This window comes from Amycolatopsis sp. NPDC005003, assembly GCF_053600695.1.
In genome coordinates this window covers 43,033-65,739 of record NZ_JBSGAI010000026.1, presented here as the reverse complement: position 1 = coordinate 65,739, position 22,707 = coordinate 43,033, and the positions used below count along the sequence as shown (strand labels likewise).

The 22,707-nt window shown below is 71.1% G+C and carries 16 protein-coding genes; 14 read left to right on the top strand and 2 right to left on the bottom strand.

Annotated elements, in window-relative coordinates; translation table 11 throughout:
* Nucleotides 1–332 precede the first annotated feature (332 nt).
* The 14 genes from ACWED2_RS27925 to ACWED2_RS27860 all read left to right on the top strand — a co-directional run bounded on the left by ACWED2_RS27925 (nt 333) and on the right by ACWED2_RS27860 (nt 19,604).
* Nucleotides 333–1,994, top strand: coding sequence for a condensation domain-containing protein (locus ACWED2_RS27925; protein ID WP_449693465.1), 1,662 nt, complete (start codon nt 333–335; stop codon nt 1,992–1,994).
* Between the two features lie 46 nt (nt 1,995–2,040).
* Entirely contained in the window at nt 2,041–5,643 is a 3,603-nt protein-coding gene (locus ACWED2_RS27920) for a type I polyketide synthase (protein WP_449693464.1), read from the top strand.
* Between the two features lie 8 nt (nt 5,644–5,651).
* Complete coding sequence (locus ACWED2_RS27915) at nt 5,652–6,977, top strand: MFS transporter (RefSeq protein ID WP_449693463.1); 1,326 nt, start codon at nt 5,652–5,654, stop codon at nt 6,975–6,977.
* Between the two features lie 26 nt (nt 6,978–7,003).
* On the top strand, nt 7,004–8,251 hold the full coding sequence (locus tag ACWED2_RS27910; protein ID WP_449693462.1) for a cytochrome P450 family protein: 1,248 nt from the start codon (nt 7,004–7,006) through the stop codon (nt 8,249–8,251).
* 30 nt (nt 8,252–8,281) lie between these two features.
* Nucleotides 8,282–8,989: an SDR family oxidoreductase gene (locus ACWED2_RS27905; protein WP_449693461.1), complete on the top strand. Its 708-nt coding sequence runs from the start codon at nt 8,282–8,284 to the stop codon at nt 8,987–8,989.
* Nucleotides 8,990–9,000: 11 nt separating this feature from the next.
* A complete protein-coding gene (locus tag ACWED2_RS27900; protein WP_449693460.1) occupies nt 9,001–9,693 on the top strand; it encodes a thioesterase II family protein in 693 nt (230 codons plus the stop codon).
* A gap of 10 nt (nt 9,694–9,703) precedes the next feature.
* Nucleotides 9,704–10,528, top strand: a complete 825-nt coding sequence (locus tag ACWED2_RS27895; protein WP_449693459.1) for an SDR family oxidoreductase — start codon at nt 9,704–9,706, stop codon at nt 10,526–10,528.
* A 12-nt stretch (nt 10,529–10,540) separates the two neighbouring features.
* A complete protein-coding gene (locus tag ACWED2_RS27890; RefSeq protein WP_449693458.1) occupies nt 10,541–13,153 on the top strand; it encodes a non-ribosomal peptide synthetase in 2,613 nt (870 codons plus the stop codon).
* Between the two features lie 64 nt (nt 13,154–13,217).
* The gene (gene ccrA, locus ACWED2_RS27885; RefSeq protein ID WP_449693457.1) at nt 13,218–14,489 is read left to right on the top strand and encodes a crotonyl-CoA carboxylase/reductase; all 1,272 of its coding nucleotides are present in this window, start codon (nt 13,218–13,220) and stop codon (nt 14,487–14,489) included.
* A gap of 11 nt (nt 14,490–14,500) precedes the next feature.
* Nucleotides 14,501–15,355: a 3-hydroxybutyryl-CoA dehydrogenase gene (locus ACWED2_RS27880; RefSeq protein WP_449693456.1), complete on the top strand. Its 855-nt coding sequence runs from the start codon at nt 14,501–14,503 to the stop codon at nt 15,353–15,355.
* A 28-nt stretch (nt 15,356–15,383) separates the two neighbouring features.
* Nucleotides 15,384–16,385, top strand: coding sequence for a 3-oxoacyl-ACP synthase III family protein (locus ACWED2_RS27875; RefSeq protein WP_449693455.1), 1,002 nt, complete (start codon nt 15,384–15,386; stop codon nt 16,383–16,385).
* 54 nt (nt 16,386–16,439) lie between these two features.
* Nucleotides 16,440–17,429, top strand: coding sequence for an LLM class F420-dependent oxidoreductase (locus tag ACWED2_RS27870; protein WP_449693454.1), 990 nt, complete (start codon nt 16,440–16,442; stop codon nt 17,427–17,429).
* 169 nt (nt 17,430–17,598) lie between these two features.
* Nucleotides 17,599–18,411: a hypothetical protein gene (locus ACWED2_RS27865; protein ID WP_449693453.1), complete on the top strand. Its 813-nt coding sequence runs from the start codon at nt 17,599–17,601 to the stop codon at nt 18,409–18,411.
* Between the two features lie 146 nt (nt 18,412–18,557).
* Complete coding sequence (locus ACWED2_RS27860) at nt 18,558–19,604, top strand: FkbM family methyltransferase (RefSeq protein ID WP_449693452.1); 1,047 nt, start codon at nt 18,558–18,560, stop codon at nt 19,602–19,604.
* Nucleotides 19,605–19,645: 41 nt separating this feature from the next.
* Here the strand turns inward: ACWED2_RS27860 and ACWED2_RS27855 are convergent, their stop codons facing one another.
* Both ACWED2_RS27855 and ACWED2_RS27850 read right to left on the bottom strand, forming a co-directional pair.
* Nucleotides 19,646–21,154, bottom strand: a complete 1,509-nt coding sequence (locus tag ACWED2_RS27855; protein WP_449693451.1) for a hypothetical protein — start codon at nt 21,152–21,154, stop codon at nt 19,646–19,648.
* Nucleotides 21,151–22,707, bottom strand: coding sequence for a hypothetical protein (locus tag ACWED2_RS27850; RefSeq protein WP_449693450.1), 1,557 nt, complete (start codon nt 22,705–22,707; stop codon nt 21,151–21,153). Before ACWED2_RS27850 ends, ACWED2_RS27855 begins: the two co-directional genes overlap by 4 nt.

Sequence of the window (22,707 nt, the reverse complement as noted above, 5' to 3'; positions counted from 1 at the left end):
GGTGCGCGGCCGATACCCGGCCGTACGTCGCGCCCAGTTAAACACCAGGTTCGCGAAAGCGTCAACCAGTGCTCCTGTCGTCCCGGCTCAATTGTCCAAGATGGACATTGGTATTCGCCGAGTGGGAACCGCTTGACGGACCTCGGCCGGCTGCTATAGTGCGATTTGGCGACAGTGGAAACAACTGATCGCCATCGACTGGGGCCTAACGGGGTTAACACTGGGGTTCACTCCCGTTCAATGGAATTCACTGGGGGTTTGGTCATGCGATCGCTGCCGAATGCGCGCGCCTTGGCGCGCCCTCGTCGGGTTGGCGAGGTCCGAGCGCGTCGATGACTAGTTCTGTTGCTGCACAAGGCATCTGGTACCCGGCGACACCGACCCAGCAGGGTCTCTGGATCCTCGACCGCATCGAACGGCTGCGTCCCAGCTACCTCTTGCCGAGCGTCCTGGAACTGACCGGACTCCTCGACCACGAATTGCTGACCACGGCCGTGGAACGCGCGATGGCACGTCATCCCGCCCTGCGCTCGCGATTCCGGCTGGACCCCGCGGCGCTGCGCGTCGAGTACCGCACCGACGCGTCCGCGCCCGAGGTCGGCTTCACCGACGCGGTCGCCGACGGCTGGGCCGCGGACGAGATCGAGCGCCTGGTGGAAGCGCTGTGCTACACGCCTTTCGAGCTGGGTGAGGAGGCGCCGGCGCGGGCCGAGGTGATCCGCGTCGCACCCGATCGGACGCTGCTCGTGCTGACCGTGCACCACATCGTCTTCGACGGCGTGTCCCGGCAGCTCCTGGTGGAGGAGATCGGCACGACCTATCGGGCGCTCGCCCAAGGTGTGGAGCCGGAGCTGTCCACCCCGCCGCACCCGGCCGAAGTGCAGGGCGGCCTGGTGGACGAGGGGCACGCCGAGCGGGTCGCCGACGTGGTGGACCGGCTGCGGGGTGCGCCGACCACGGTGGCGCTGCCCTACGACGGCGACCCGGACGACCCCGAGCTGTCGCTGATCGGTACCAGCGCGAACCTCGTGCTGGACGCCGACGTTTCGGAGGCGGTGCTGGCCGTCGCCGGGCAGGAGGGCTGCACCCTCTTCATGACCGGGGTGGCCCTGCTGGCCGGCACCTTCGCGCGGACCACCGGGCAGACCGACTTCCTGTTCGCGGTCGTCTGGCCCGGCCGGGACGACCCGGCGGCCGCGGACGTGATCGGCATGTTCATGACCACGCTGGTGCTGCGGGTCCGGCTGGACGCCGGCACGTCGTGGCGGGAGCTGCTGCGGACCGCGCGCGTCGGGGGCATGGAGACGTTCATCGACTCGGACGTGCCGCTGGACGCGATCGCCGCCGCGCTCGACCCCGGGCGCGACATGGCCCGCCCCCCGATGACTCCGGTGCTGGTCAACCTGGCCGAGACGGCGGACCCGCTGGTGCTCGCCCCCGACGTCGTGGGCCGCTACCAGCCGCTGCACCCGGAGTACAGCAAGTGGGACCTGGCGCTGTTCGTCGGGCTGGACCAGACCACCGGGCGGGACCGGCTCGAGTTCCTCCTGAACCACCCGGCGGACCTGTTCACCGAGGCCACGACCACCGAGTTACTGGAGGCGCTGCGCCGCAGCGCCGCCGCCATCGCACACGATCCGGAGGAAACCGTGCTGAACCAGGCTCCTGTGAACCAGGCCGAGCTGGACGACCCCGCCGCGCGGCTGGGCCTGGTCCGGACCATCTGGCAAGAGGTGCTCAAGACCGACGACGTCGGCGACGACGTCAGCTTCTTCGACGCGGGCGGCGACTCGCTGCGGCTGGTGGTGCTGGTGGAGCGGCTGAGCCAGGCGTCCGGCCGGATGCTGCGCACCGTCGACCTCTTCCGCGCCGGGACCGTACGCGGGCAGGCGGAGCTGCTGGCCGCCCCCGCCGCGACCGCGGGCCGGGGCAGCAGCCGCGACCGGCTGCTCGGCGCGGTGCGCGAACGCCGCACCGGCGACCAGCGGAATTGACCGGCCGCGCCGAGCTCGGCGGCACACCTGAACGGGAAGGAACGCGGTGACCACCACGGATAACGCGGTCGCTGTCGTCGGAATGGCGTGCCGCTTGCCCGGCGCCGAGAACGTCGAAGAGTTCTGGAAACTGCTTCGCGACGGCGTCGAGGGCATCACCCGGTTCGACGTCGAAGACCTGGTGCGGAACAAGGGCGCCGACCCGGACGACGTGCGGCAGCCGAACTTCGTGCCCGCCAAGGGGGTCATGAAGGACTCGGCGAACTTCGACTGGGAGTTCTTCGGCTACAGCCGTGCCGAGGCCGCGCGAATCGATCCCCAGCAACGGGTCTTCCTGGAGGCGGCGGCGTCCGCGTTGGACGACGCCGGTCTGGACCCCACCCGGTTCGACGGCTGGATCAGCGTGTACGCGGGCGCCGACCGCACCCAGACCGGTGCCGGGATGGACCTGAACCCGCTGGACCACATGCTCGGCATGGAAAAGGACCACGTCGCCACCCGCGTCGCCTACAAGCTCGGCCTGCGCGGCCCGGCGTTGACCGTGCAGACGTCGTGCTCCACCTCGCTGGTCGCGATCCACATGGCCGTGCAGAGCCTGCTGAACCGGGAGTGTGACGCGGCGCTGGCGGGCGGGGTCGCCGTCGCGCCGAAGGGCGAGTGGGGCTACTGGCACGAGCCGGGCGGCCCGCTGTCCGCGGACGGGCACTGCCGTCCGTTCGACGCCTCCGCCACCGGGACCGTGCCCAGCGAGGGCGTCGGCGTGGTGGTCCTCAAGCGGCTCGAGGACGCGCTGGCCGACGGCGACCGGATCGCGGCGGTGGTGCTCGGCTCGGCGCTGAACAACGACGGTGCCGAGAAGATGGGCTACACCACACCGTCCATTCCCGGCCAGCGGGACGTCATCCGCTACGCGCAGAAGCTCGCGGGCGTCGACGCGGCCGACATCGACTACGTCGAGGCGCACGGCACGGCCACCCCGATCGGCGACCCCGTCGAGGTGCAGGCGCTGACCGAGGCGTTCCGGATGTCCACCCCCGACGTCGGCTACTGCCTGCTGGGCGGGGTGAAGGGCAACCTCGGGCACACCAGCGCTTCGGCGGGCGTGGCCTCGTTCATCAAGACCGTGCTGATGCTCGAACACGGCGAAGTCGTCCCCAGCCTGCACTTCGACCAGCCGAACCCGCTGCTGGACCTCGAGGACACGCCGTTCCGGGTGTGCACCGAGCACCGGCCGTGGCCCGACCGCGGCACCCGGCTGGCGGCGGTGAGCTCGTTCGGCGTCGGCGGCACGAACGCCCACGTCGTCCTGCAGGAACCGCCGGCACGCGCGGACGCCGCGCCGCGACCGGGTGGGACGCTGCTCCCGCTCTCCGCGGCCACGCCCGAGGCGCTGGCGAAGCTGCGGGAAAACCTTTCCGTCGCGGTGCAGGGGGAACCGGATCTGCACGCGGTGGCCCGCACGCTCGCCGAGCGCCGCATCCACAAGCACAAGCAGGCGTTCGCCGTGTCCGGCACGGAGCACGCCGCGCGGCTGCTGGCCGGCGCGGGCGACCCGGTGCCGCCGCGGCCGCTGGGCAAGGTGGCGTTCCTGTTCCCGGGCCACGGCACCCTGCGGTACAACGCGGGCGCACCCGCCTACCGGCTGCTGCCCGGTTTCCGCCGGCGGTTCGACGAGGTCCGCGAGGTCGTGCTCCGGACCTGCGGCGTCGACCTGACACCGGTGGTGGCCGAGGCCGACGGCGGGCCCGGATGGTTCGACGACGGCATCAACCAGCAGCTGGGCCTGTGGGCGCTGGGTTACGCGCTGGGCCGCCAGCTCATGGACTGGGGCATCACCCCGGTCGGCCTGTTCGGCAACAGCATCGGCGAGTTCGCACCGGCCACCCTCGCCGGGGTGTGGTCGCTCGCCGACGCGGCCGCCGTGGTGCACGAGCGGGCGCGCGTCGCGTGGGCCGAGGCACCGCCCGGGCGCATGCTCGCGGTGAACGGCACCTCCGACGAGATCCTGCGCCGGATCGGCGCGGACCACCCGGTCAAGGTGTCGGTGATCAGCCGCGGCGGGGTGGTGCTGTCCGGGCTCGAGTCCGACGTGGACGAACTGCTGGCCGGGGACGCGCTGGCCGGGCTGGACGTGCGGGCGCTGGCCGTGGACCGGCCGGGGCACTGCGCGCTGCTGGTCCCGGCGGCGGAGTTCCTGCGGAAGGTCATCGCGGAGACCGAGCCCTCGGCGCCGGTGCTGCCGCTGGTGTCCGACAGCACGGGCACGTGGGCCGACCCGGCCGCCGTCGCCCGAGCGGACTACTGGACCGCGCAGTTCACCCGGCCGGTGCTGCTGGACGCGGGGATGCAGACCTTGCTGGACGCGGGCGTCGACACGTTCCTGGAGCTGGGCCCCGGCGGTTCGATGCTGGGCACGGTGCGCTGGAACGAAGGCTGGGACGACACCAAGACCGGGCTGCCGCTGCTGGGCCGGGCCGAAGACGGTGACCTCGGCCTGCTGCGGGCACTGGGCACGCTGTGGGAACGCGGGGTGGACGTGCTGGGCGAAACCGTGCTCGCGGCCACCGGGTCGCTGGTACGCCGGTCCCTCCCGCCGCACCCGTTCCTCGGCACGGACCCGGCCGGCGACCAGCCGGTGCGGGCCGCCGCCCGGACGAAGGCGCGGCCGGTGCAGCTCGGCGACTCGGTGCGGCCGGCACTGGAGCGGGTGTGGGCCACGGCGCTGGGCCAGCCGCCCGCCTCGGACGAGGACCACTTCTACGGCCTCGGCGGCGAGTCGCTGATGGCGTTGAACATGATGAGCAGGCTGCGGGACCAGGCCGGGCTCGTGGTGTCGCTGGCCGAGTTCTCCCGGGAACCCACGTTCGGGCGGCTGGTCGAGCTGGCCGAGCGGGACCGGCCGAAGGCGCGGGCCCAGCGCGCGCCGGTGAACGCCGTGCTGCTGCGGGAAGGCCCGGGCCGCCCGCTGTTCCTGGCCGCCGACGCCGCGGGCACCGCGCTCAGCTACCAGCCGCTGGCCGACCGGCTCGACGCGGGCCGCCCGGTGTACGGCCTGGAACCCGATCCGGCGGACGGGCGGCACCAGTCCGTGACGCAGGTGGCGGCGCACCACGTGGACGCGGTGCTCGGCATCCAGCCGGAGGGTCCGTACACGCTGGGCGGCTGGTCGTTCGGCGCGGTGATGGCGCACGAGATGGCCCGCCTGCTCGTCGAGCGCGGCGAGGTCGTCGACGTGCTGCTGTGCCTCGACGCGTTCGTGCCGGGCCGGCGCGGTGTGCCCATCGGGCTCGACGCGGAGTTCCTGTACAGCCACGCCTACTTCCAGGTGGCCGGCGTGCTGGGCCTCGGCGAGGTCGGCCGGCAGATGCGGCGCAACCCCGCGCTGCACAAGCTGTTCCTGCACAAGGCGCGCGCGATGGCGCCCTACCGGCCGCGCGCGGTGGACTGCCCGGCCGTGGTGTTCAAGGTCGGCTTGGACGCGCGCGGGGCGGCGAAGCTCACCACCCGGCTGGCCCCGCTGTACGGCGGCGGCGTCCGCGTGATCCCGGTACCGGGGAACCACTGGTCGGTGCTGACCGAGCCACACGTGCACCAGCTCGCCGAAGACCTGCTCACCACGTTGCCCGGCGTCGCGCCGGAAAGGAATTGAGGTCCTGGATGTCCACTGAACCGCGTGAGCGCGGCACGAGCACACAAGAGCTCGACGCGGACCCGCCCGAGGCCGTGCCCGAACCGGGCGCGGAGGCGACAGCGGCACCGGAGACCCCGGAAAAGCCGTTGATCAAGAACTGGGACTTCCAGGCGCTGTGGACCAGTGAGGCGTTCGCCGCGATCGCCAAGGAAACCGCGGAGATCGCCTACCCGCTGCTGATCCTGGCCACCACGGGGTCCACGGTGTACGCGGGCGCCGTCGGCTCGATGCAGCTGATCACGGCGAGCCTGATGTCCATCCCCGGCGGCACGCTCGCCGACCGGCTGGACCGCAAGCTGCTGCTGATGGGCTGCAACCTGATCCGGGTCGTGCTGCTGGGTTTGTTCAGCGTGCTGATCTTCACCGGCAGCGCGAGCATGCCGGTGATCTTCGGGATCGCGCTGTGCTCCTCCATCTGCTTCGGCATCGGGCAACCCGCCGGGGTGGCCGCGATCAAGGCGCTGGTACCGCCGTCCCAGCTGACCGACGCCACCGCGCAGAACCAGGTCCGGTACTTCGGCGCCACCCTGGTCGGACCGCCGATCGGCGGTGCGCTCTTCGGCGTGGCCCGGGCGTTCCCGTACCTCGCGGCGGCGGTGTCGTTCCTGATCTCCACCGTGCTCCTGCTGTTCGTGCGCAAGCCGATGCAGAACGAGCAGAGCCGGGCCGCCAAGGAGAAGGGTGGTACGGCCGAGGGCTTCAAGTTCCTGTTCAAGCAGCCGATCCTGCGCCCGCTGATCATCTGGATCATGGGCTCGAACATGGCGTTCACCCACTCCGGCGTGTTCCTCGCGCTGATCGCCACCGCGGAGGGCCGGGGCGCCTCGTCCTCGTTCATCGGCGTCACCCTCGCCGTCGCGGGGGTCGGCGGGCTGGTCGGTTCGATGGCCGCCGGGTGGGTCTTCAAGAAGTTCAAGCCGTCGACGATCGTGCTGTGCGGCGCGTGGATCGGCCCGGTGGTGGCGATCCTGCTCGCGGTGACACCGGGCGTGATCCCGCTGGGCTTCATCGTCACGCTGGTGTTCATCCGCGGCCCGATCATCAGCACGGTGTTCCTGTCGTACCTCGCCGCCGTCGCCCCGGACAAGGTCCAGGGCCGCGTGCTCGGCGCGGTGTTCTTCATGTCCATGAGCGCGGCGCCGATCGGTGTCTTCCTGGTCGGCCTGGTCTTCGACCTGGCCGGCTCGACGTGGGTGTTCATCACGATGTGCGTGATCTCGGGGGTGGCCGCGCTGCCGACCCTGACCAAGCGCATCCGCACCCTGCCGGCCCCGGAGGCCGTCGCCGTATGACCGTCATCGGAGAAGAAGGAAACGGAATGAGCACTGAAGCGCAGCCGGGCGTCGACTACGAAAAGCTCCCCCCGGAGTACTTCACCGATCCGGCGTACCCCAACAAGCACGCCGACAACGCCGTGCTCCGCTCGAAGTGCCCGGTGCACCAGGTCAACCACCCGGTCGGCGCCGAGGCGTACGTGGTCATGGACTACGAGACGGTCAGCGGCCTGTTCAACGACCCGCGGATCTCCAAGAGCGTGGACAACGCGCCGGCGTGGTGGCAGGACCTGCTGAAGGACTCCAGCCCGACGCTGATCCGCAACATGCTCACCGCGGACGCGCCGCGGCACACCCGGCTGCGCAAGCTCGTGGCGCAGGCGTTCACCCCGCGCAAGATGCAGCGGCTGCGGCCGAGCATCCAGGAGACCACCGACACCTTGATCGACGGCTTCGGACCCGAGGTCGACCTGTTCGAAGAGTTCGCGATGACCCTGCCGCTCAAGGTGATCTGCGAGTTCCTCGGGGTCCCGTTCGAGGACCGCGAGAAGCTGCACGAGTGGGGCCTGCTGCTCAGCGGCGCGCCGTACGCGACCGAGGAGGAGAACGCCCGTCTCAAGTGGGCGAGCGACAGCATCGAGCAGTACCTGAAGGAGCTGCTGGAAGCGCGGCGCGCCGACCTCGGCGAGGACCTGGTCAGCACCCTGATCCGCGCCGCCGACGAGGACGGCCGGTTCACGAACGACGAAATCGTGTCCACGATGATCCTGCTGATCAACGCCGGCCACAAGACGACGGCGTTCACGATCAGCAACGGCATGGAAGCGCTGTTCGCCAACCCGGACCAGCTGGAGCTGCTGCGCAACGACCCGAGCCTCGCGCCCAGCGCGGTCGAGGAGTTCCTGCGCTACCAGCCGCCGGTCTACCGCGGCACGCTGCGCCTGGCGGCCGAGGACATGGAACTGGCCGGGGTGCACATCGGCAAGGAGTCGTTCGTGCACCTGATGATCAGCTCCGCGAACCGCGACCCGAAGGTGTTCGACGACCCGGACCGCCTGGACATCACCCGCACCGGCAACCGGCACTTCTCCTTCGGTCACGGCGCGCACTTCTGCCCGGGGTCCCCGCTTTCCCGTCTCGAAGCCGAAATCGCGTTCAACACGCTGTTGCGCCGGCTCCCGGACATCCGGCCCGCGGTGCCGCTCGACGAGCTCACCTGGCTCTACGACAACTCGGTCGGCCGCGGTGTCTCGCACCTGCCGATCACGTACACCACCAAGCTGCCCCGCTAGTCCTCGACGCACAACCTCTTGGAGCGCTACATGACCGACACTCCCGTAACGCTGATCACCGGTGGTGGCAGCGGTATCGGCGCCGCCACCGCACGGCAGCTGCTCGACAAGGGGCAGCGGGTGAGCATCGTCGGACGCGGTCAGGAGCGGCTGGACCGGTTCGCCAAGGAGGTCGGCGAGCCGGACGAACTGCTGACGATCCAGGGTGACGCCGGGGACTGGGACGTGGTCCGGTCCGCGGTGGCCACCACGCTGGAGCGCTTCGGGCGGCTGGACGCGGCGGTCGCGAACGCCGGCTACGCCACGCACGACGACCTCGCGGAGGGCGACCCGGCGGGCTGGAAGGACATGGTCCTCGCCAACGTGCTGGGGCCGGCCCTGCTGGTGCGGGCCACGCTGCCCGAGCTGAAGAAGACGAAGGGACGCCTCGTGTTCGTCGGCAGTGTCGCCGGGCACGCGTACGGCGCGGGCAACATCTACGGCATCACCAAGTGGGCGGTCACCGGGCTGGCGGAGAACACCCGCCGCCTGGTCACCACCGACGACGTCGGTGTGACGCTGGTGTCGCCGGGCCGCACCGACACGCCGTTCTGGGACGAGTGGGGCGGCGACAAGGGCGAGCTCGGCAAGCTGCTCACGCCCGACCAGATCGCGGACACGATCGTCTTCGCACTGAGCCAGCCGTCCCCCGTGGACGTCAACACCATCATCGTCCGGCCGCTCGGCCAGCCTGCCTGAGGGGACGCGAAGTGAAGATCGCACTGGTATGCCTGCCGTTCGCCGGAGCGGGGGCCTCGTTCTTCCGCCCGTGGCAGGAACACGCGGGTGAGCGGCTGGCCGTCGTGCCGGTGCAGCTGCCCGGCCGGGAGCGGCGGATCGACGCCGAGCCCTACCGCGACGCCGTCGTCGCGGCCGACGAACTGCTGCCGGAGCTGGTGCGGCAGCTCGACGGGCTGACCGACGTGGTCCTGTTCGGACACAGCCTGGGCGCGGTGCTGGCCTACGAACTGGCGCACCGCGTGGCCGCGCACCCGGATCTGGTGCTGCGGCACCTGTTCGTCAGCGGGTCGCCGGAGCCGCACACCCAGCGGTCCGAGCGCGCGACCGGGCTGGGCGACGACGAGTTCCTGGCCCGGGTCTCGCGGTTCGCCGGGTTCAGCCACGAGGCGCTGGAAGACCCGGAGATGCGCGAGCTGATCCTGCCGACGCTGCGCGCCGACGTGGAGATGCACGAGAACTACCGGCCGAGCACCGAAGCCCGGCTGCCCGCGCCCATCACGTCGCTGCGCGGGTCGGACGACACGCTGGTGACCGCGGCCGAGGGTGCCCGCTGGTCGGAGGTGGCCGGCGCCGGGTTCGAGTACCTGGAGCTGCCCGGCGGCCACATGTACCTGACGGAGTCGGCACCCGACCTGCTCAAGCTCATCGACACCACGGTCTGAGGGGATTCGCGTGCGGTTGACGGGAAAGGTCGTCGTCATCACCGGGGCGGCCCGCGGGATTGGCCGGGCCACCGCGCTCGCCTGCGCCGCCGAAGGCGCGGACCTCCTGCTGCTGGACGTCTGCGCGGACCTGGCGGGTGTGCCGTACCCGCTGGGCTCGGCGGGCCAGCTGGAGCACACCGCGGCGCTGTGCCGGGACCGGGGAGCGTCCGCGCTCACCGCGAAGGCGGACGTGCGCGACGCGGTGTCGGTCCGGGACGCCGTGGAGCTGGCGATCGAGCGCTACGGCCGGATCGACACCGTGGTGAACAACGCGGGCATCGCCGCGCCTTCGGGCAAGCGGGTGCACGAGATCACCGAAGACGAGTGGTCGCTGATGATCGACGTCGACCTGACCGGCGCGTGGCGGCTGATCCGCGAGGTCGGCAAGACCATGAGCGACCAGCGGTCGGGCAGCATCGTGAACATCGCGTCGACCGCCGGGCTGGTCGGCTACCGGCACTTCGCCGGGTACGTGGCCGCCAAGCACGGGCTGATCGGGCTGACCAAGGCCGCGGCGCTGGACTACGCGCCGATGCAGGTGCGGGTGAACGCGGTGTGCCCGGGCAACGTCCGGGACACCACCGAGGGCGAAGGCCTGATGCTGCGGGAGATCGCCCGCGCGCTGGACGTCCCCGCGGACGAGCACGTGGCCGCGTTCACCCAGTCGCAGCCGATGAACCGGCTGGTCGAGCCGGACGACGTGGCCGGGGCCGTGGTGTTCCTCGCGTCGGACGACTCGGCGCAGGTGACCGGCTCGGTGCTGACCGTCGACGGCGGATTCACCGCGCACTGACCAGGAGGACATGTGTTTTCAGGTGCCCGATGCCACGCGCTGCGGATCCGGCTCGCCGAGGCGGTCCGCCCGGAGGTGCTGACCGCACCCGGCTGGTCCCGGCTGTGGGTGGAGGACGTCCCCGCGGGGTCCGCCGAGCCGGTCGCGCACCGGTTGCGCGAGGCCGAGATGAACCGCGCCACGACCGGCCTGCGGTGCACCCTGCTGCGCTACCGGGACGGGATCGCCGACCTGGTCCTGGTGGCGGACCGGGCATTCCTGGACGCCGCCGGGCTGCGGGCGGTCGCGGCGGCGCTGACCGGCTCGGCTCCGGTGGAACCCGCCGGCACCGACGTGGTGCCGGTCGCCGCGGCCGCGGTGCCCGACTGGGCGGGCGCGGCCGACGTCGTGGCCGCGGGTGCGGCCGAGCTGGTCCTGCCGCTGTCCGAGGCCGGGACGGCGGAGAGCTGGCGCATCGCGCTCGCGATCACCCTGATCCGCTACGGCTCAGTGGGCTCGCCCGGCTGGGCGGTCATCGGCACCGACTCGGGCGCGGTCCGGGTGCGCCCGGGCGCCGCGGCCGAACCGACCACCGAGCCGGCCGCGGCGGGGCTGCTGGTGTCCGACGTGGACTTCCACACCGACGAGTACCGGCCCTGCCTCGTGCCGCCGCTGCCGCTGACGTTCTCGTCGTGGCGCAAGGGCGGCACGGTCCGGTTGCGCTGCGACCACCAGGCGGGCCGGATCTCGCCGGCGCAGGTCGGGCAGTTCACCCGGCACCTCGCGCACGTGCACCGCCAGGTGCTGGCGAATCCGGGGGTGGCGCCCGAAGCGGTCGAGCTGCTGGACGCGGCCGAACGCGAGCGGGTGGCCGCGCTGGGCCGGCCGGAGAAGGAGCTGAGGACCACGCCGGTCCGGATCGACGCGGCGTTCCGCGCGGTCGCGGCCCGCACCCCCGAGCGGGTGGCGCTGACCGACGGCGAAGTCTCGCTGACCTACCGCGAGCTCGACGATCGTTCGGACGCGGTGGCCGCCGGCCTCCGCGCGCTGGGCGTGGCGGACGGCGATCGCGTCGGAGTGTGCCTGGAGCGCACCGCCGAACTCGTCGTCACCCTGCTGGGCGTGCTCAAGGCGGGCGCCGTCTACGTGCCCACCGACCCCGCCTACCCGGCCGAACGGCTGGCCTACACCGCGGAGGACGCGGGTCTTCGGCTGGTGCTCACCCGGCTGCCCGAACTCCCCGGGGTCACCCCGGTGACCCCCGACGAGGTGATCGCGGCCGCGACGGAGCCGGTCACCAGCGCGGTGTCGGCGGACGACCCCGCGTACGTGATCTACACGTCCGGCTCGACCGGCCGGCCCAAGGGCGTCGTGGTGCCGCACCGCAACGTGATCGCGTTGGTGGACGCGACCCGCGAGGAGTACGGGCTCGGCTCGTCCGACGTCTGGACCCTGTTCCACTCCAGCGCGTTCGACTTCTCGGTGTGGGAGATCTGGGGCTGCCTGCTGACCGGCGGCCGGCTGGTCGTGGTGCCCTACTTCGTCTCCCGCGAACCGGAGAAGTTCCGCGACCTGCTGGCGGCGGAGCGGGTCACCGTGCTCAGCCAGACTCCGTCGGCGTTCGCGCAGCTCCTGGAAGTGCCGCACGACGATCTGGTGGTGCGGCTCGTGGTGTTCGGCGGCGAGCCGCTGGACCAGCGGGCGCTGCTGCCGTGGTTCGACGCGCACCCCGAATCAGAGTGCCGCGTGGTGAACATGTTCGGCATCACCGAGACCACCGTGCACGTCACGCACCAGACGGTCACCCGGCGGCACGCGCTGGCGGGGTCACGGTCGGTGGGCCCGGCCCTGCCCGGGTGGCACCTGTACGTGGTGGACCCGTCCGGGCGGCTGCTGCCGCCGGGCGTGCCGGGCGAGATCTGGGTCGGCGGTGCCGGGGTGAGCGCCGGCTACCTCGGCCGGGACGACCTGACCGCGCAGCGCTTCACCGAGGACCCGGTGCGGCCCGGCGGCCGGGTCTACCACTCGGGCGACCTGGGCAGGCTGCGACCGGACGGCGCGCTGGAACACCTGGGGCGCATCGACAGCCAGGTGAAGGTGCGCGGGTTCCGCATCGAGCTGGACGAAATCCGCTCGGTGCTGCTGGAGGACCCGGACGTGCGCGCGGCGGCGGTCGTGGTGCGCCGGGACGACCCGGCCGACGCGGCCACCGCCCGGATCGACGCGTACGTGGTGCTGGCACCCGGCGTTTCGGGGGCCACGGCCGGTGTGCGCAAGCGGGCCGCCGAGATCCTGCCCGACTACATGGTGCCGACCTCGGTGACCGCGCTGGATTCCCTGCCGCTCACCACCAACGGCAAGCTGGACGCCTCGAAGCTGCCGGCGCCGGAGGCCCCGGCGGGCCCGGCCGAAGCGCCCGTGGACGGCGACGACCTCGCGTCCCGGATCCGCGAGGTGTGGGGCTCGGTACTGGGCGTCCCGGTCGGGCTGGACGACGACTTCTTCGAGCTGGGTGGCAACTCCCTCTTCGCGGTCCGGATCGGGGCGCGGATGCGGGAAGGCGGCCTGCCGCCGTTGCAGCTGCGTGAGCTGTACCGCCACCCGACGATCCGGTCGGTGGTCTCGGCTCTCTCGCCGACGAGCTGAACGCTCCACAATGGACAGCTACCCGAATGCGGGTGCGCCCGACTTACCGGAAAGGAAGCCGTCGATGCCGAAGTCGATCTACGAAGTGGGCGAGATCCCGCCCTTGGGCAGCGTGCCCGAGAAGATGTACGCCTCGGTGATCCGCCCCGAGCGGTACGGACCGCCGAGCAGCGCCTTCGAGATCGAACGGCTGCCGGTGCCCGAGCTGGGCCGCGGCCAGGTCCTGGTGCTCGTGATGGCGGCCGGGATCAACTACAACAACGTCTGGGCGGCGCTGGGCTACCCGTTCGACGTGATCGCCGCCCGCACGAAGGCCGGTGACAAGACCGGGTTCCACATCGGCGGCTCGGAGGGTTCCGGCGTGGTGTGGGCGGTCGGCGAGGGCGTCCGCGACGTCAAGGTCGGCTCCGAGGTCTGCCTTTCCGGGCTCCAGTGGGACGAGTCGGCCACCGACATCAGGCTGGGCGCCGACCCGATCCTCTCGACCTCGCAGCACGTCTGGGGTTACGAGAACAACTTCGGCTCGTTCGCGCAGTTCACCGTCGTCGACGAGTACCAATGCCACCCGAAGCCGGCGAACCTCACGTGGGAGGAGGCGGCCTGCTTCATGCTGACCGGCGTCACGGCGTACCGGCAGCTGCGCGGCTGGGAACCGCACGTGGTGCGGCCGGGCGACCCGGTGCTCATCTGGGGCGGCGCGGGCGGGCTCGGCTCGATGGCCATCCAGATCGTCCGGTTGTACGGCGGCATCCCGATCGCGGTCATCTCCGACGACGCCCGCGCGGAGTACTGCATGCGGCTCGGCGCCGAAGGCGTCATCAACCGCAAGGAGTTCGACCACTGGGGCCGGATGCCCGACGTCACCGACGACGAGGCGATGGCCCGGTGGACGCACGGCGCGCGCAGCTTCGGCCGCCGGATCTGGGACATCCTCGGCGAGCGCCGGTCGCCGCGCATCGTGCTGGAGCACGTCGGCCAGGACACCATCCCCACCTCGCTGTACGTGGCCGACTCGGGCGGCATGGTCGTGATCTGCGGCGGCACCAGCGGCTACAACGCCGACACCGACCTGCGGCACTTCTGGATGCGCCAGAAGCGGCTCCAGGGCTCGCACTACGCCAACTCGCGCGAGTGCCGCGAGGTGACCGAGCTGGTCGGGGCGGGCAAGCTGGACCCGTGCCTGTCGTGGTGCGGTGACCTGAGCGAAGTGGGCAAGGCGCACCAGATGATGCGCGACAACGCCCACCCGCCGGGCAACATGGCCGTCCTCGTCAACGCGCCCCGCACCGGGCTGCGCGACCTGGAGTCCACTCTCGACGCACTCGTCGCGGTCTGAAGGGGGCACCGATGATCGACAAGGTGGGCATCGTCGGCTGCGGCGTGATGGGCGCGGGGCTGGCCGAGTTGTGCGCGCGGTCCGGCTTGGACGTCAAGGTGGCCGTGTCCCGTCCGTCGTCGGCGGACGCGGGGCTCGGCCGGATCAGCCGCTCGCTGGAGCGGGCGGTCGACCGCGGGAAGCTTTCCGGGCCCGATCGTGACGCCGCGCTGGGCCGGATTTCCTTCGCCGCCGACCTCCTCGAGTTCGAGGACCGCCGGCTGGTCATCGAGACCGTGCCGGAGGACGAGGCGACGAAGCTGGACATCTTCTCGCGGCTCGACAAGGTGGTGCGGGATCCCGACGCGATTCTCGCCTCGAACACGTCCTCCATCCCGATCGCGCGGCTGGCCGCCGTGACCTCGGCGCCGGAGCGGGTGATCGGCCTGCACTTCTTCAACCCGGTCCAGGTCCTGCCCCTGGTCGAGGTCGTCGCTTCGCTGGTGACCGCGCCGGGCGTCCGGGAACGGGCGGAGGAGTTCGTCACCGGCGTGCTCGGCAAGGAGGTGGTCGGCTCGCCGGACCGCGCCGGCTTCGTCGTCAACGGGCTGCTGGTCCCGTACCTGCTGAGTGCCGTGCGGGTGGTCGAGTCCGGCTTCTCCACCGCGTCCGAAGTGGACCGTGGCATGACGCTCGGCTGCGCGCACCCGATGGGGCCGCTGGCGCTGATCGACCTGATCGGCGCCGATGTCGTGGTGCACGTGGCGCGGGCCCTGTACGCCGAATACGGGGAGCCGTTGTACGCGCCCCCGCCCCTGCTGGTCCGGATGGTCGAGTCCGGGCTGCTCGGCAAGAAGTCCGGGCACGGTTTCCATTCCTACGGATAGCCGGGCGGACCGAGGAGAGGATCGGAACATGACCAAGCGGACCATCGGGCTGCTCGGCACGGGTTCGTACGTGCCGGAGCGCGTGGTGACCAACGAGGAAATCGTCGCGATGGTACCGAACATCACGACGGAATGGATCATGCGCAAAACGGGGATTGCGACCCGGCGCTACGCGGCCCCCGGCGAGGCGACGTCGGATCTGGCGGCGAAGGCCGCGATCCGGGCCCTGGAAAGCGCGGACCTCACGCCCAATCGGATCGACTATTTGATCGTTTCGACCTCCACCGGCGACTTCCCGCAGCCGCCGACGGCCTGCGTGGTGCAGAACCTCATCGGCACGCACGACGCGGCGTGCTTCGACATCAACGTGGTGTGCGCCGGTTTCGCGTACGGGCTCGAGATCGCCCGCCGCCTGGTGGAGGCCCAGCCCGACGCGCACGCCATGGTGATCGGCGCCGACCTGTACTCGCGCTTCCTGAACTACGACGACCGCAGTACGTCGGTGCTGCTCGGCGACGGTGCGGGAGCGGCCATCGTCGGCGAGGTTCCCGAGGGACGCGGATTCCTCAACGTCCACCTGAGCAGCCACGGCGAGGCCCAGGACCTGATCAAGGTGCCCGCGGGCGGCAGCCGGACGCCGACCACGGCGGAAACCCTGGCGGCCGGCGGCCACCTGTTCACCATGCAGGGCCGTGCCGTCCGGGACTTCGTGCTCGACAACGTCCCGCAGATCCTGGAAAAACTGGTCACGGACGCCGGTTCGAGCCTGGCCGACGTCCGGTGTTTCGTGCCGCACCAAGCGAACGGGGTGCTGCTGGACCACCTGGTGGAGGCGTGCGGCTTGACCGACACGCACACCCACCGCGTGGTCGAGCGGTACGGCAACCTCGGCAGCGCATCCGTGCCGGTGACCCTCGACGACGCGGTCCGTTCGGGCGTGGTCCACGACGAGGATCTGGTCCTGCTGGCGGCCTTCGGTGGCGGGATGTCCGTGGGTGCCACCTTGCTCAGGTGGTCCGCCGCCGGATGAGGCACCCGGCGCCGATTCTCACCGAGGTCTCACCGAAAACAGTATGATCTGCCCATGCGATTCGGACTTTTCATTCCGCAGGGCTGGAAACTCGACCTCGTCGGAATCGAGCCGGCCGAGCACTGGCGGACGATGCTGGAGCTGGCCAGGTACGCCGAGGACGGGCCTTTCGAGTCGATCTGGGTCTACGACCACTTCCACACCGTCCCGGCGCCCACCGAGGAGGCGACGCACGAGGCGTGGTCGCTGATGGCCGGCTTCGCCGCGGCGACCAACCGGGTGCGGCTGGGCCAGATGTGCACGTCCATGGGGTACCGCAACCCGGCGTACCTGGCGAAGGTCGCGTCCACGGTCGACATCATTTCCGGTGGCCGCGTGGAGATGGGGATCGGCGCCGGCTGGTACGAGCACGAGTGGCGGGCCTACGGCTACGGCTTCCCGAGTGCCGGCGAGCGGCTCGGCAGGCTGGACGAGGGCGTGCAGATCATGCGCCAGTTGTGGTCGACCGGCACCGCGACCCTGGCGGGCAAGTACTACCAGGTCGATGGCGCGATCAGCCGTCCGCTGCCGGTGCAGGAGGGCGGAATCCCGCTCTGGATCGCCGGTGGGGGCGAGAAGAAGACGCTGCGAATCGCGGCGAAGTACGCCGGCTACACCAACTTCGACAGCGACCCGGAGGGTTTCCGGCACAAGTCGGAGGTCCTGGCCGCGCACTGCCGCGAGGTGGGCACCGATTTCGACGCGATCGTCCGGTCGGCCAACTACAACATCATGATCGGCGAGACGGAGAAGGACGTCCAGGACCGGCTGGCCTGGGTCCACGCCCAGTACGAGCCGCTGGTCCCCGCCGACAAACTGGCCGATTTCGACCGCCTGTACGCCTCCGGGCTGCTGGTCGGCACGCCGGAGCAGCTGGTGGAACGGCTGACCCGGATGAAGGGCCTCGGTCTGGAGTACACGATCCTGCACTTCATCGAGTCGGCCCACGACCGGTCCGGTATCGACTTGTTCGTCAAGGCGGTGTTGCCGGAACTGGCCGGCTGAGTCCCTTCGCTCCGGCCGGTGCGAACCGGCCGGAGTGAGCGGGTTCGCGTCCGCTTTCGCCCTTGTGGCCAGGTGTTTTGAGCCGTTTTTGGCCGTCGGGAACAATTCTCGATCGCCTGGAGCTGTGCGCAAAATCTCCACGTGCTCACCATGCGCTATTGTGCCAATCATGAGCTCTCCAGAGCGTCCGCCGGAGTTCGGGGCGGATGAGTCACTGCCGCCGCTCAAAACTGATCTTGTCCTGGAGGAAACCGAGCACGTTGTTCGGGCGGCGAACTCCGCGGAATCGCGCGGGAGCCGAGCTGTGGAGGCATTGCTCACGGAAGAAGGGGAGATTGCCGCAGAGTTCCGGGAAGCGGCGGAGTGGCTCAAGACCACCCTGGACAATCCGGCTCCGCCGAGGCGTCGGGTGTCCAGGAGGTCGGAACGCGCAGCGTGGATCGCGACCGGGGCGGCTGCCCTTTTTTCCGCCTACGCATTCCCGGTCTGGCTGGCGCTCGCGCTGGCTCGCCATCGCCCGGATCTGGTCGGCCTGGGAAAAAGTGGCGTGGAGCTGGTCAGAATCCGGCATTACTCCTTCTGGGAACGAGAAAAGGACGTCTCCTGCGTGCCGGCAAGCGGCGCGCTCAAGATCGAATTGAGGACATCGGCGGGCTTGTCCGAGGCCGTCGCCAAAAAGGTGGGGCTGAACGCCGGGTTCGAGTGGGAATCGGGTGGTTCGATCGGAGCCGACTGGTCGAGAACCAAGACCACCACGGAGACGCGTCAGGCGGAACGCATCGTCTCCGTGGCGGTGAGGAACAATAGCGAGCACGAAGAGCAGCTTCTCGTGGTTTACCGGCCCAAGCGTGTCCTCGTGATCGAAAAGCTCGCCATGTCGGAAACCGGCGAAATGCAATGGGTGAAGTCGAGTGAAGACGAGTACTACGCCAGCGGCCAGCCTTTCATCGTGAAAAGGGATCGGCGCCGGCCTCCTTCGTGACCGGCCTCGTTCGCTCCGTCCGGCTGGGGCGCCGATCCGCTGCGTGAGCCGGGCGGCCGTGCGACAGGGGGGAATGCGGGGATCCGGCCTGCGAGATCTAGGCTCGGGGTCTCGGTTTCCGTCTTGGAGGTTTCGTGGAGCGGCTGGTGCCCGATGTCACGGGGTTCGACGCGGCGCTGGCCCGCCGGGTGCTGGCCACCGTTTCGTGCCCCGACGCGGACGACATCCCCAAGGTCGCGGACGCCGGGCGGTCCCGCGACGACGAAAGCGGGCGGGTGCAGGTCATGCACAACGGCCTGCTCGTCGAAGAGGGCGGCTACTACGGCGCCTGGATGACCGAAATCATCCGCGCCCTGCACGGGCACCACGAACCGCAGGAAGAACTCGTCTTCCACCGGGTCGTCGAGCGGCTCGCCGCCGGCGGGGGCAGCCCGGCCATGGTGGAATTCGGCAGCTTCTGGACCTACTACGGCCTCTGGTTCTGCCACGCCATCCCGGCCGGCCGCGTCGTCGCCCTCGAACCCGACCCCGCCTACCTCGACGTCGGGCGCCGCAACGCCGCGCTCAACGGCTACACCGGCCGCGTCCGCTTCGTCCACGCCGCGGTCGGTGGTCACCCCGGCGAGCCGATGGCGTTCGAAGCCGAAAGCGACGGACGGACCCGCGTCATCGCCCAGCACGACCTCGCCTCCCTGCTGGCGGCCACCGGCCTGCACCGGGCCGACCTCGTGCTGGCCGACGTCCAAGGCGCCGAAACGATCCTGCTCGAACGCGCACGCGGCGACTTCGAGGCCGGCAAGGTGCGGTTCCTGATCGTCTCCACCCACCACCACTCCATTTCCGGCGACCCGCTCACCCACCAGAACGCCCTGCGTACCCTGCTCGACGCCGGCGCCCACCTCATCGCCGAACACACCGTCGGCGAATCCTTCAGCGGCGACGGCCTCATCGCGGTCTCCTTCGACCCGCGCGACAAGGACTTCACCGTCCCCGTCAGCCACGCCCGCTACCGCGAATCCCTCTTCGGCGAAGTCGAACACGACCTCGCCGCCGCGCTTTCGGCGAGGATCGACGCCGACCGCGCCTGGAAATCCGCCGACGAATACGCCAAGCACCTCGAGCGGGAACTGTCCCGCGTCACCGCCGAGTACGACCGGCTACGCGCCGAGCGGGCCGCCGCCTCCGACGGGTAGCCGGAGCGGACACGACGGCAAGCCGGACGTGGCGAGGCCGGTCAAGCTCCGTCTCCATTGCCGCGGACGAGGTACAGCTGCTGGGTGCCGGCCCAGGGCGAGGTCAGGGTCCAGTGGGCCAGCGCGCCGGGCGGCGGGTCGCCGCGCACCAGCGCGTAGTCCGTGACGATCGGCCGGTCGCCGAAGTCGAAGAACCGGAAGTTGACGTCGACCAGCGCCCGGCCGAGCGCGCCGAGGTGGGCCTCGCGCTCGGTGATGGCCGGGCCGACGGCGCCGCGGTCGTCGAAGAGGTCGACGATCGCACAGCCGCAGCTGTAGGCCAGCACGCCGATCTCGCCTCCGCTGCGCACGGTGCCGCCGCCCACGAGCCGGCCCAGCTCCGGTCCGATCCGTTCGTAGTCCGCGGTCGCGTCGTGGTTGGACATCAGCGGCGCGAACCGGCGCGGCAGGCCACCGGCCGCGTAGGCGAAGACACCGACCACCAGCACACCCGCGACCGCGACGGCGGCCGCCACCCGGGCCGGCCCGCGTACCGCGGCCGTCGCGGCGGCTGCCAAGAAGAGCGTCGCCGCGACCAGGCTCGGCCCGTAGTACCAGTGGTACGGCGGCACGTGGAGCCGCGTGTAGGCCAGGTAGTGCGCGATCCCGGCGGGCACCAGCGGGACGAACGGCCGCACCCGGGCCCACAGCGGGCCGCGCCGGGCCGCGTCCGCCACGCAGAACGCGAAGGCGAGCAGGGCGAGCGCGGCCGGGAGGAAGGCCGCGGCCGTCGCCCACGGGAAGACCTCGGCGTAGAGCCCGGGACCGTTGCCGAAGTCCCATCGCCCCCAGGACTTCTGCAGGGTCTTGATGATCAGGGTGTCCGGTACCGCCGACCCGAGGACCACCCAGCTGAAGGCGAACCAGGGGAGCGCGACCGCCGCCGCGCCGAGCACCGACTGCCAGGCCTTCTCCCAGAACCGGGGTCGCAGCGCGAAGAGCACCAGCGCGACCACGACCAGATCGAGCCGGACGAGGGCGAGCAGCCCGGTCAGGACGCCGAGGGCGACCGGCCGCCGTTCCCCGGCGAAGACCAGCAGCCAGGCGATGCCGGCCGCGCCGAGCTCGACCTCGAGCCCGATCGACGACAGCAGCAGCGGGTTCACCGTCAGCAGGGCGACGGCGGCGGGAGCGAACCAGGCCGGCAGCCCCGCCCGGTCGCCGGCCGGGCGCAGCGCGAGGGCCAGCGCGACCTGGCAGAGCACGAAGAGCGCGCCGGCGGCGAGCACCGCGTCACGCAGGACCAGGGTCAGCGCGGCGAGGAGCAGGACGTTCAGCGGCGACGTCGCGGTGTTCGACGTCTCCGCCGTGATCAGCCCCCAATGTCCGTGGAAGGCGAGGTTGCGCGCGTAGGCCAGCGTGATGAACGTGTCGTCGACGAGGTGCGGGCGCACCACCGCGAAGACGACGGCGGACACCACGGCGACGGCGCCGGGCAGCACCCAGCGCCGCGGCCGGGACTCCGGGGCGATCGCTCGTGCCGTGCGGTCCTGCCGCTGTGCCACCGTCACGGTTCGCGGACGAGGGTGAAGTGTCCGACGCCCTTCGCCGCGGACCGCACCTGCCAGCTGTCCGGCCCGGTCGCCGGCCCCGGTTCGTACAGCAGCCGGTAGGCCGGTTCGCGCGGGGTGATCGAGCGGTCCAGCCAGTGGTAGTTGACCCGCAGCGCGAGGCGCATCAGCGGGTTCGCCGTCGCGATCCGCCGCTCGACCAGCACCTTCGCGTGGCCGCGGTCGGAGAACTCGTCGATGATGGCGCACTCGCAGAAGTACGCGAGGGTACCGATCTCCCCGGGACTGGCCACGCTCGCGCCGTCCAGCCGCGCGCCCAGCTCCTTGCCGACCCGCGCGTAGTCCTGCGCGCTCGCCCAGTTCCCGAAGATGACCGGCGACTTCCACGGGATGCCCTGGGCGGCGTCGACGGCCGCCGCGCCCAGCGCCAGCAGCCCGGTCAGCCCGAGCGCGAGCAGCGGGGGAACGGTGCGCGGTGCCGTCCGCTCGCGTGCCTGCCCGAACCAGGCACCGAAGGCCGCGACGGCGAAACTGCCCACGGTCGTCGTCGGAGCCACGTAGTACCAGTGGAACGGGCCGACGCCGATGAACGAATAGGCGACGAAGTACAGGATCCCGCCGGCACCCAGCGCCGCCACCGCGCCGAGCGCGGGCACCTCCGGCCGGCGGAGCAGGAACCGCGCCGTGGCCCACGCGGCGAGCGCGACCACGCCGAGCAGGGCCGGGGCGAACGTCACCAGCACGGTCACCGGGTGGCCCTCGTAGTACATCATCGGCCCGGTGCGGTAGGTCCACGGGGCGAACAGCCCCACCTGTGTCTGCTTGATCGCCAGCGTGTCGGGCACGAACGAGCCGAAGGCGACCCAGCTGAAGACGAACCACGGCGCGGCCGTCAGCACGGTCAACCCGGCGGCGGGCAGCAGCCGCCGCCGGATCGCGGCTGCGCTGAGCGCGATCACCACCAGGAACACGACGAGGTCGAGCCGGGTGAGGATGGCGAGCCCGGCGGTCACGCCGAACCGGACCGGCCGTCCTTCGAGCGCGAAGACCGTGAGGACCAGCAGGACAGCGGGGATCAAGAGGACTTCGAGGCCGATCGCGGACAGCACGAACGGGTTGACCAGCACCAGCGCGACGCCGAGCACCCCGATCGCGGGCGGCAGCACCAGCTGCCGCCCGATGCGCTGCCAGGCCCAGCCGAGCGCACCGCCGCACAGGACCGTCAGGATCCCGAGCGCCACGACCGGGTGCGGGCTGCCCGCCACCCGCGTCACCAGGGTCAACGCGGCGAGGAGCAGGACGTTCAGCGGTGACGTCGCGGAGTTCGCGGGCGAGCCGGGGATGATGCCCCATTCGCCGTGCATGGCGAGGTTCTTCGCGTAGGCGAGCGTGATGTAGCCGTCGTCGGTGAGACTGCCGCGCACCACCAGGAAGAGCGCGGCGGCCAGCACCGCCCCGGAAACGGGCAGCCACCGCCGTCGCGCGTTGACCTGTTTCGCGTCCGCTTCCAGAGACACCACCGGCGCCGGATCCGTCATCTGCCCGATCGACAT

Excerpts from the sequence above, each read along its gene's own strand:
- ACWED2_RS27925 (WP_449693465.1), top strand. The coding sequence starts at position 333 with ATGACTAGTTCTGTTGCTGCACAAGGCATCTGGTACCCGGCGACACCG.
- ACWED2_RS27915 (WP_449693463.1), top strand. The coding sequence starts at position 5,652 with ATGTCCACTGAACCGCGTGAGCGCGGCACGAGCACACAAGAGCTCGAC.
- ACWED2_RS27910 (WP_449693462.1), top strand. The coding sequence starts at position 7,004 with ATGAGCACTGAAGCGCAGCCGGGCGTCGACTACGAAAAGCTCCCCCCG.
- ACWED2_RS27905 (WP_449693461.1), top strand. The coding sequence starts at position 8,282 with ATGACCGACACTCCCGTAACGCTGATCACCGGTGGTGGCAGCGGTATC.
- ccrA (WP_449693457.1), top strand. The coding sequence starts at position 13,218 with ATGCCGAAGTCGATCTACGAAGTGGGCGAGATCCCGCCCTTGGGCAGC.
- ACWED2_RS27880 (WP_449693456.1), top strand. The coding sequence starts at position 14,501 with ATGATCGACAAGGTGGGCATCGTCGGCTGCGGCGTGATGGGCGCGGGG.
- ACWED2_RS27875 (WP_449693455.1), top strand. The coding sequence starts at position 15,384 with ATGACCAAGCGGACCATCGGGCTGCTCGGCACGGGTTCGTACGTGCCG.
- ACWED2_RS27870 (WP_449693454.1), top strand. The coding sequence starts at position 16,440 with ATGCGATTCGGACTTTTCATTCCGCAGGGCTGGAAACTCGACCTCGTC.
- ACWED2_RS27865 (WP_449693453.1), top strand. The coding sequence starts at position 17,599 with ATGAGCTCTCCAGAGCGTCCGCCGGAGTTCGGGGCGGATGAGTCACTG.
- ACWED2_RS27850 (WP_449693450.1), bottom strand. The coding sequence starts at position 22,707 with ATGTCGATCGGGCAGATGACGGATCCGGCGCCGGTGGTGTCTCTGGAA.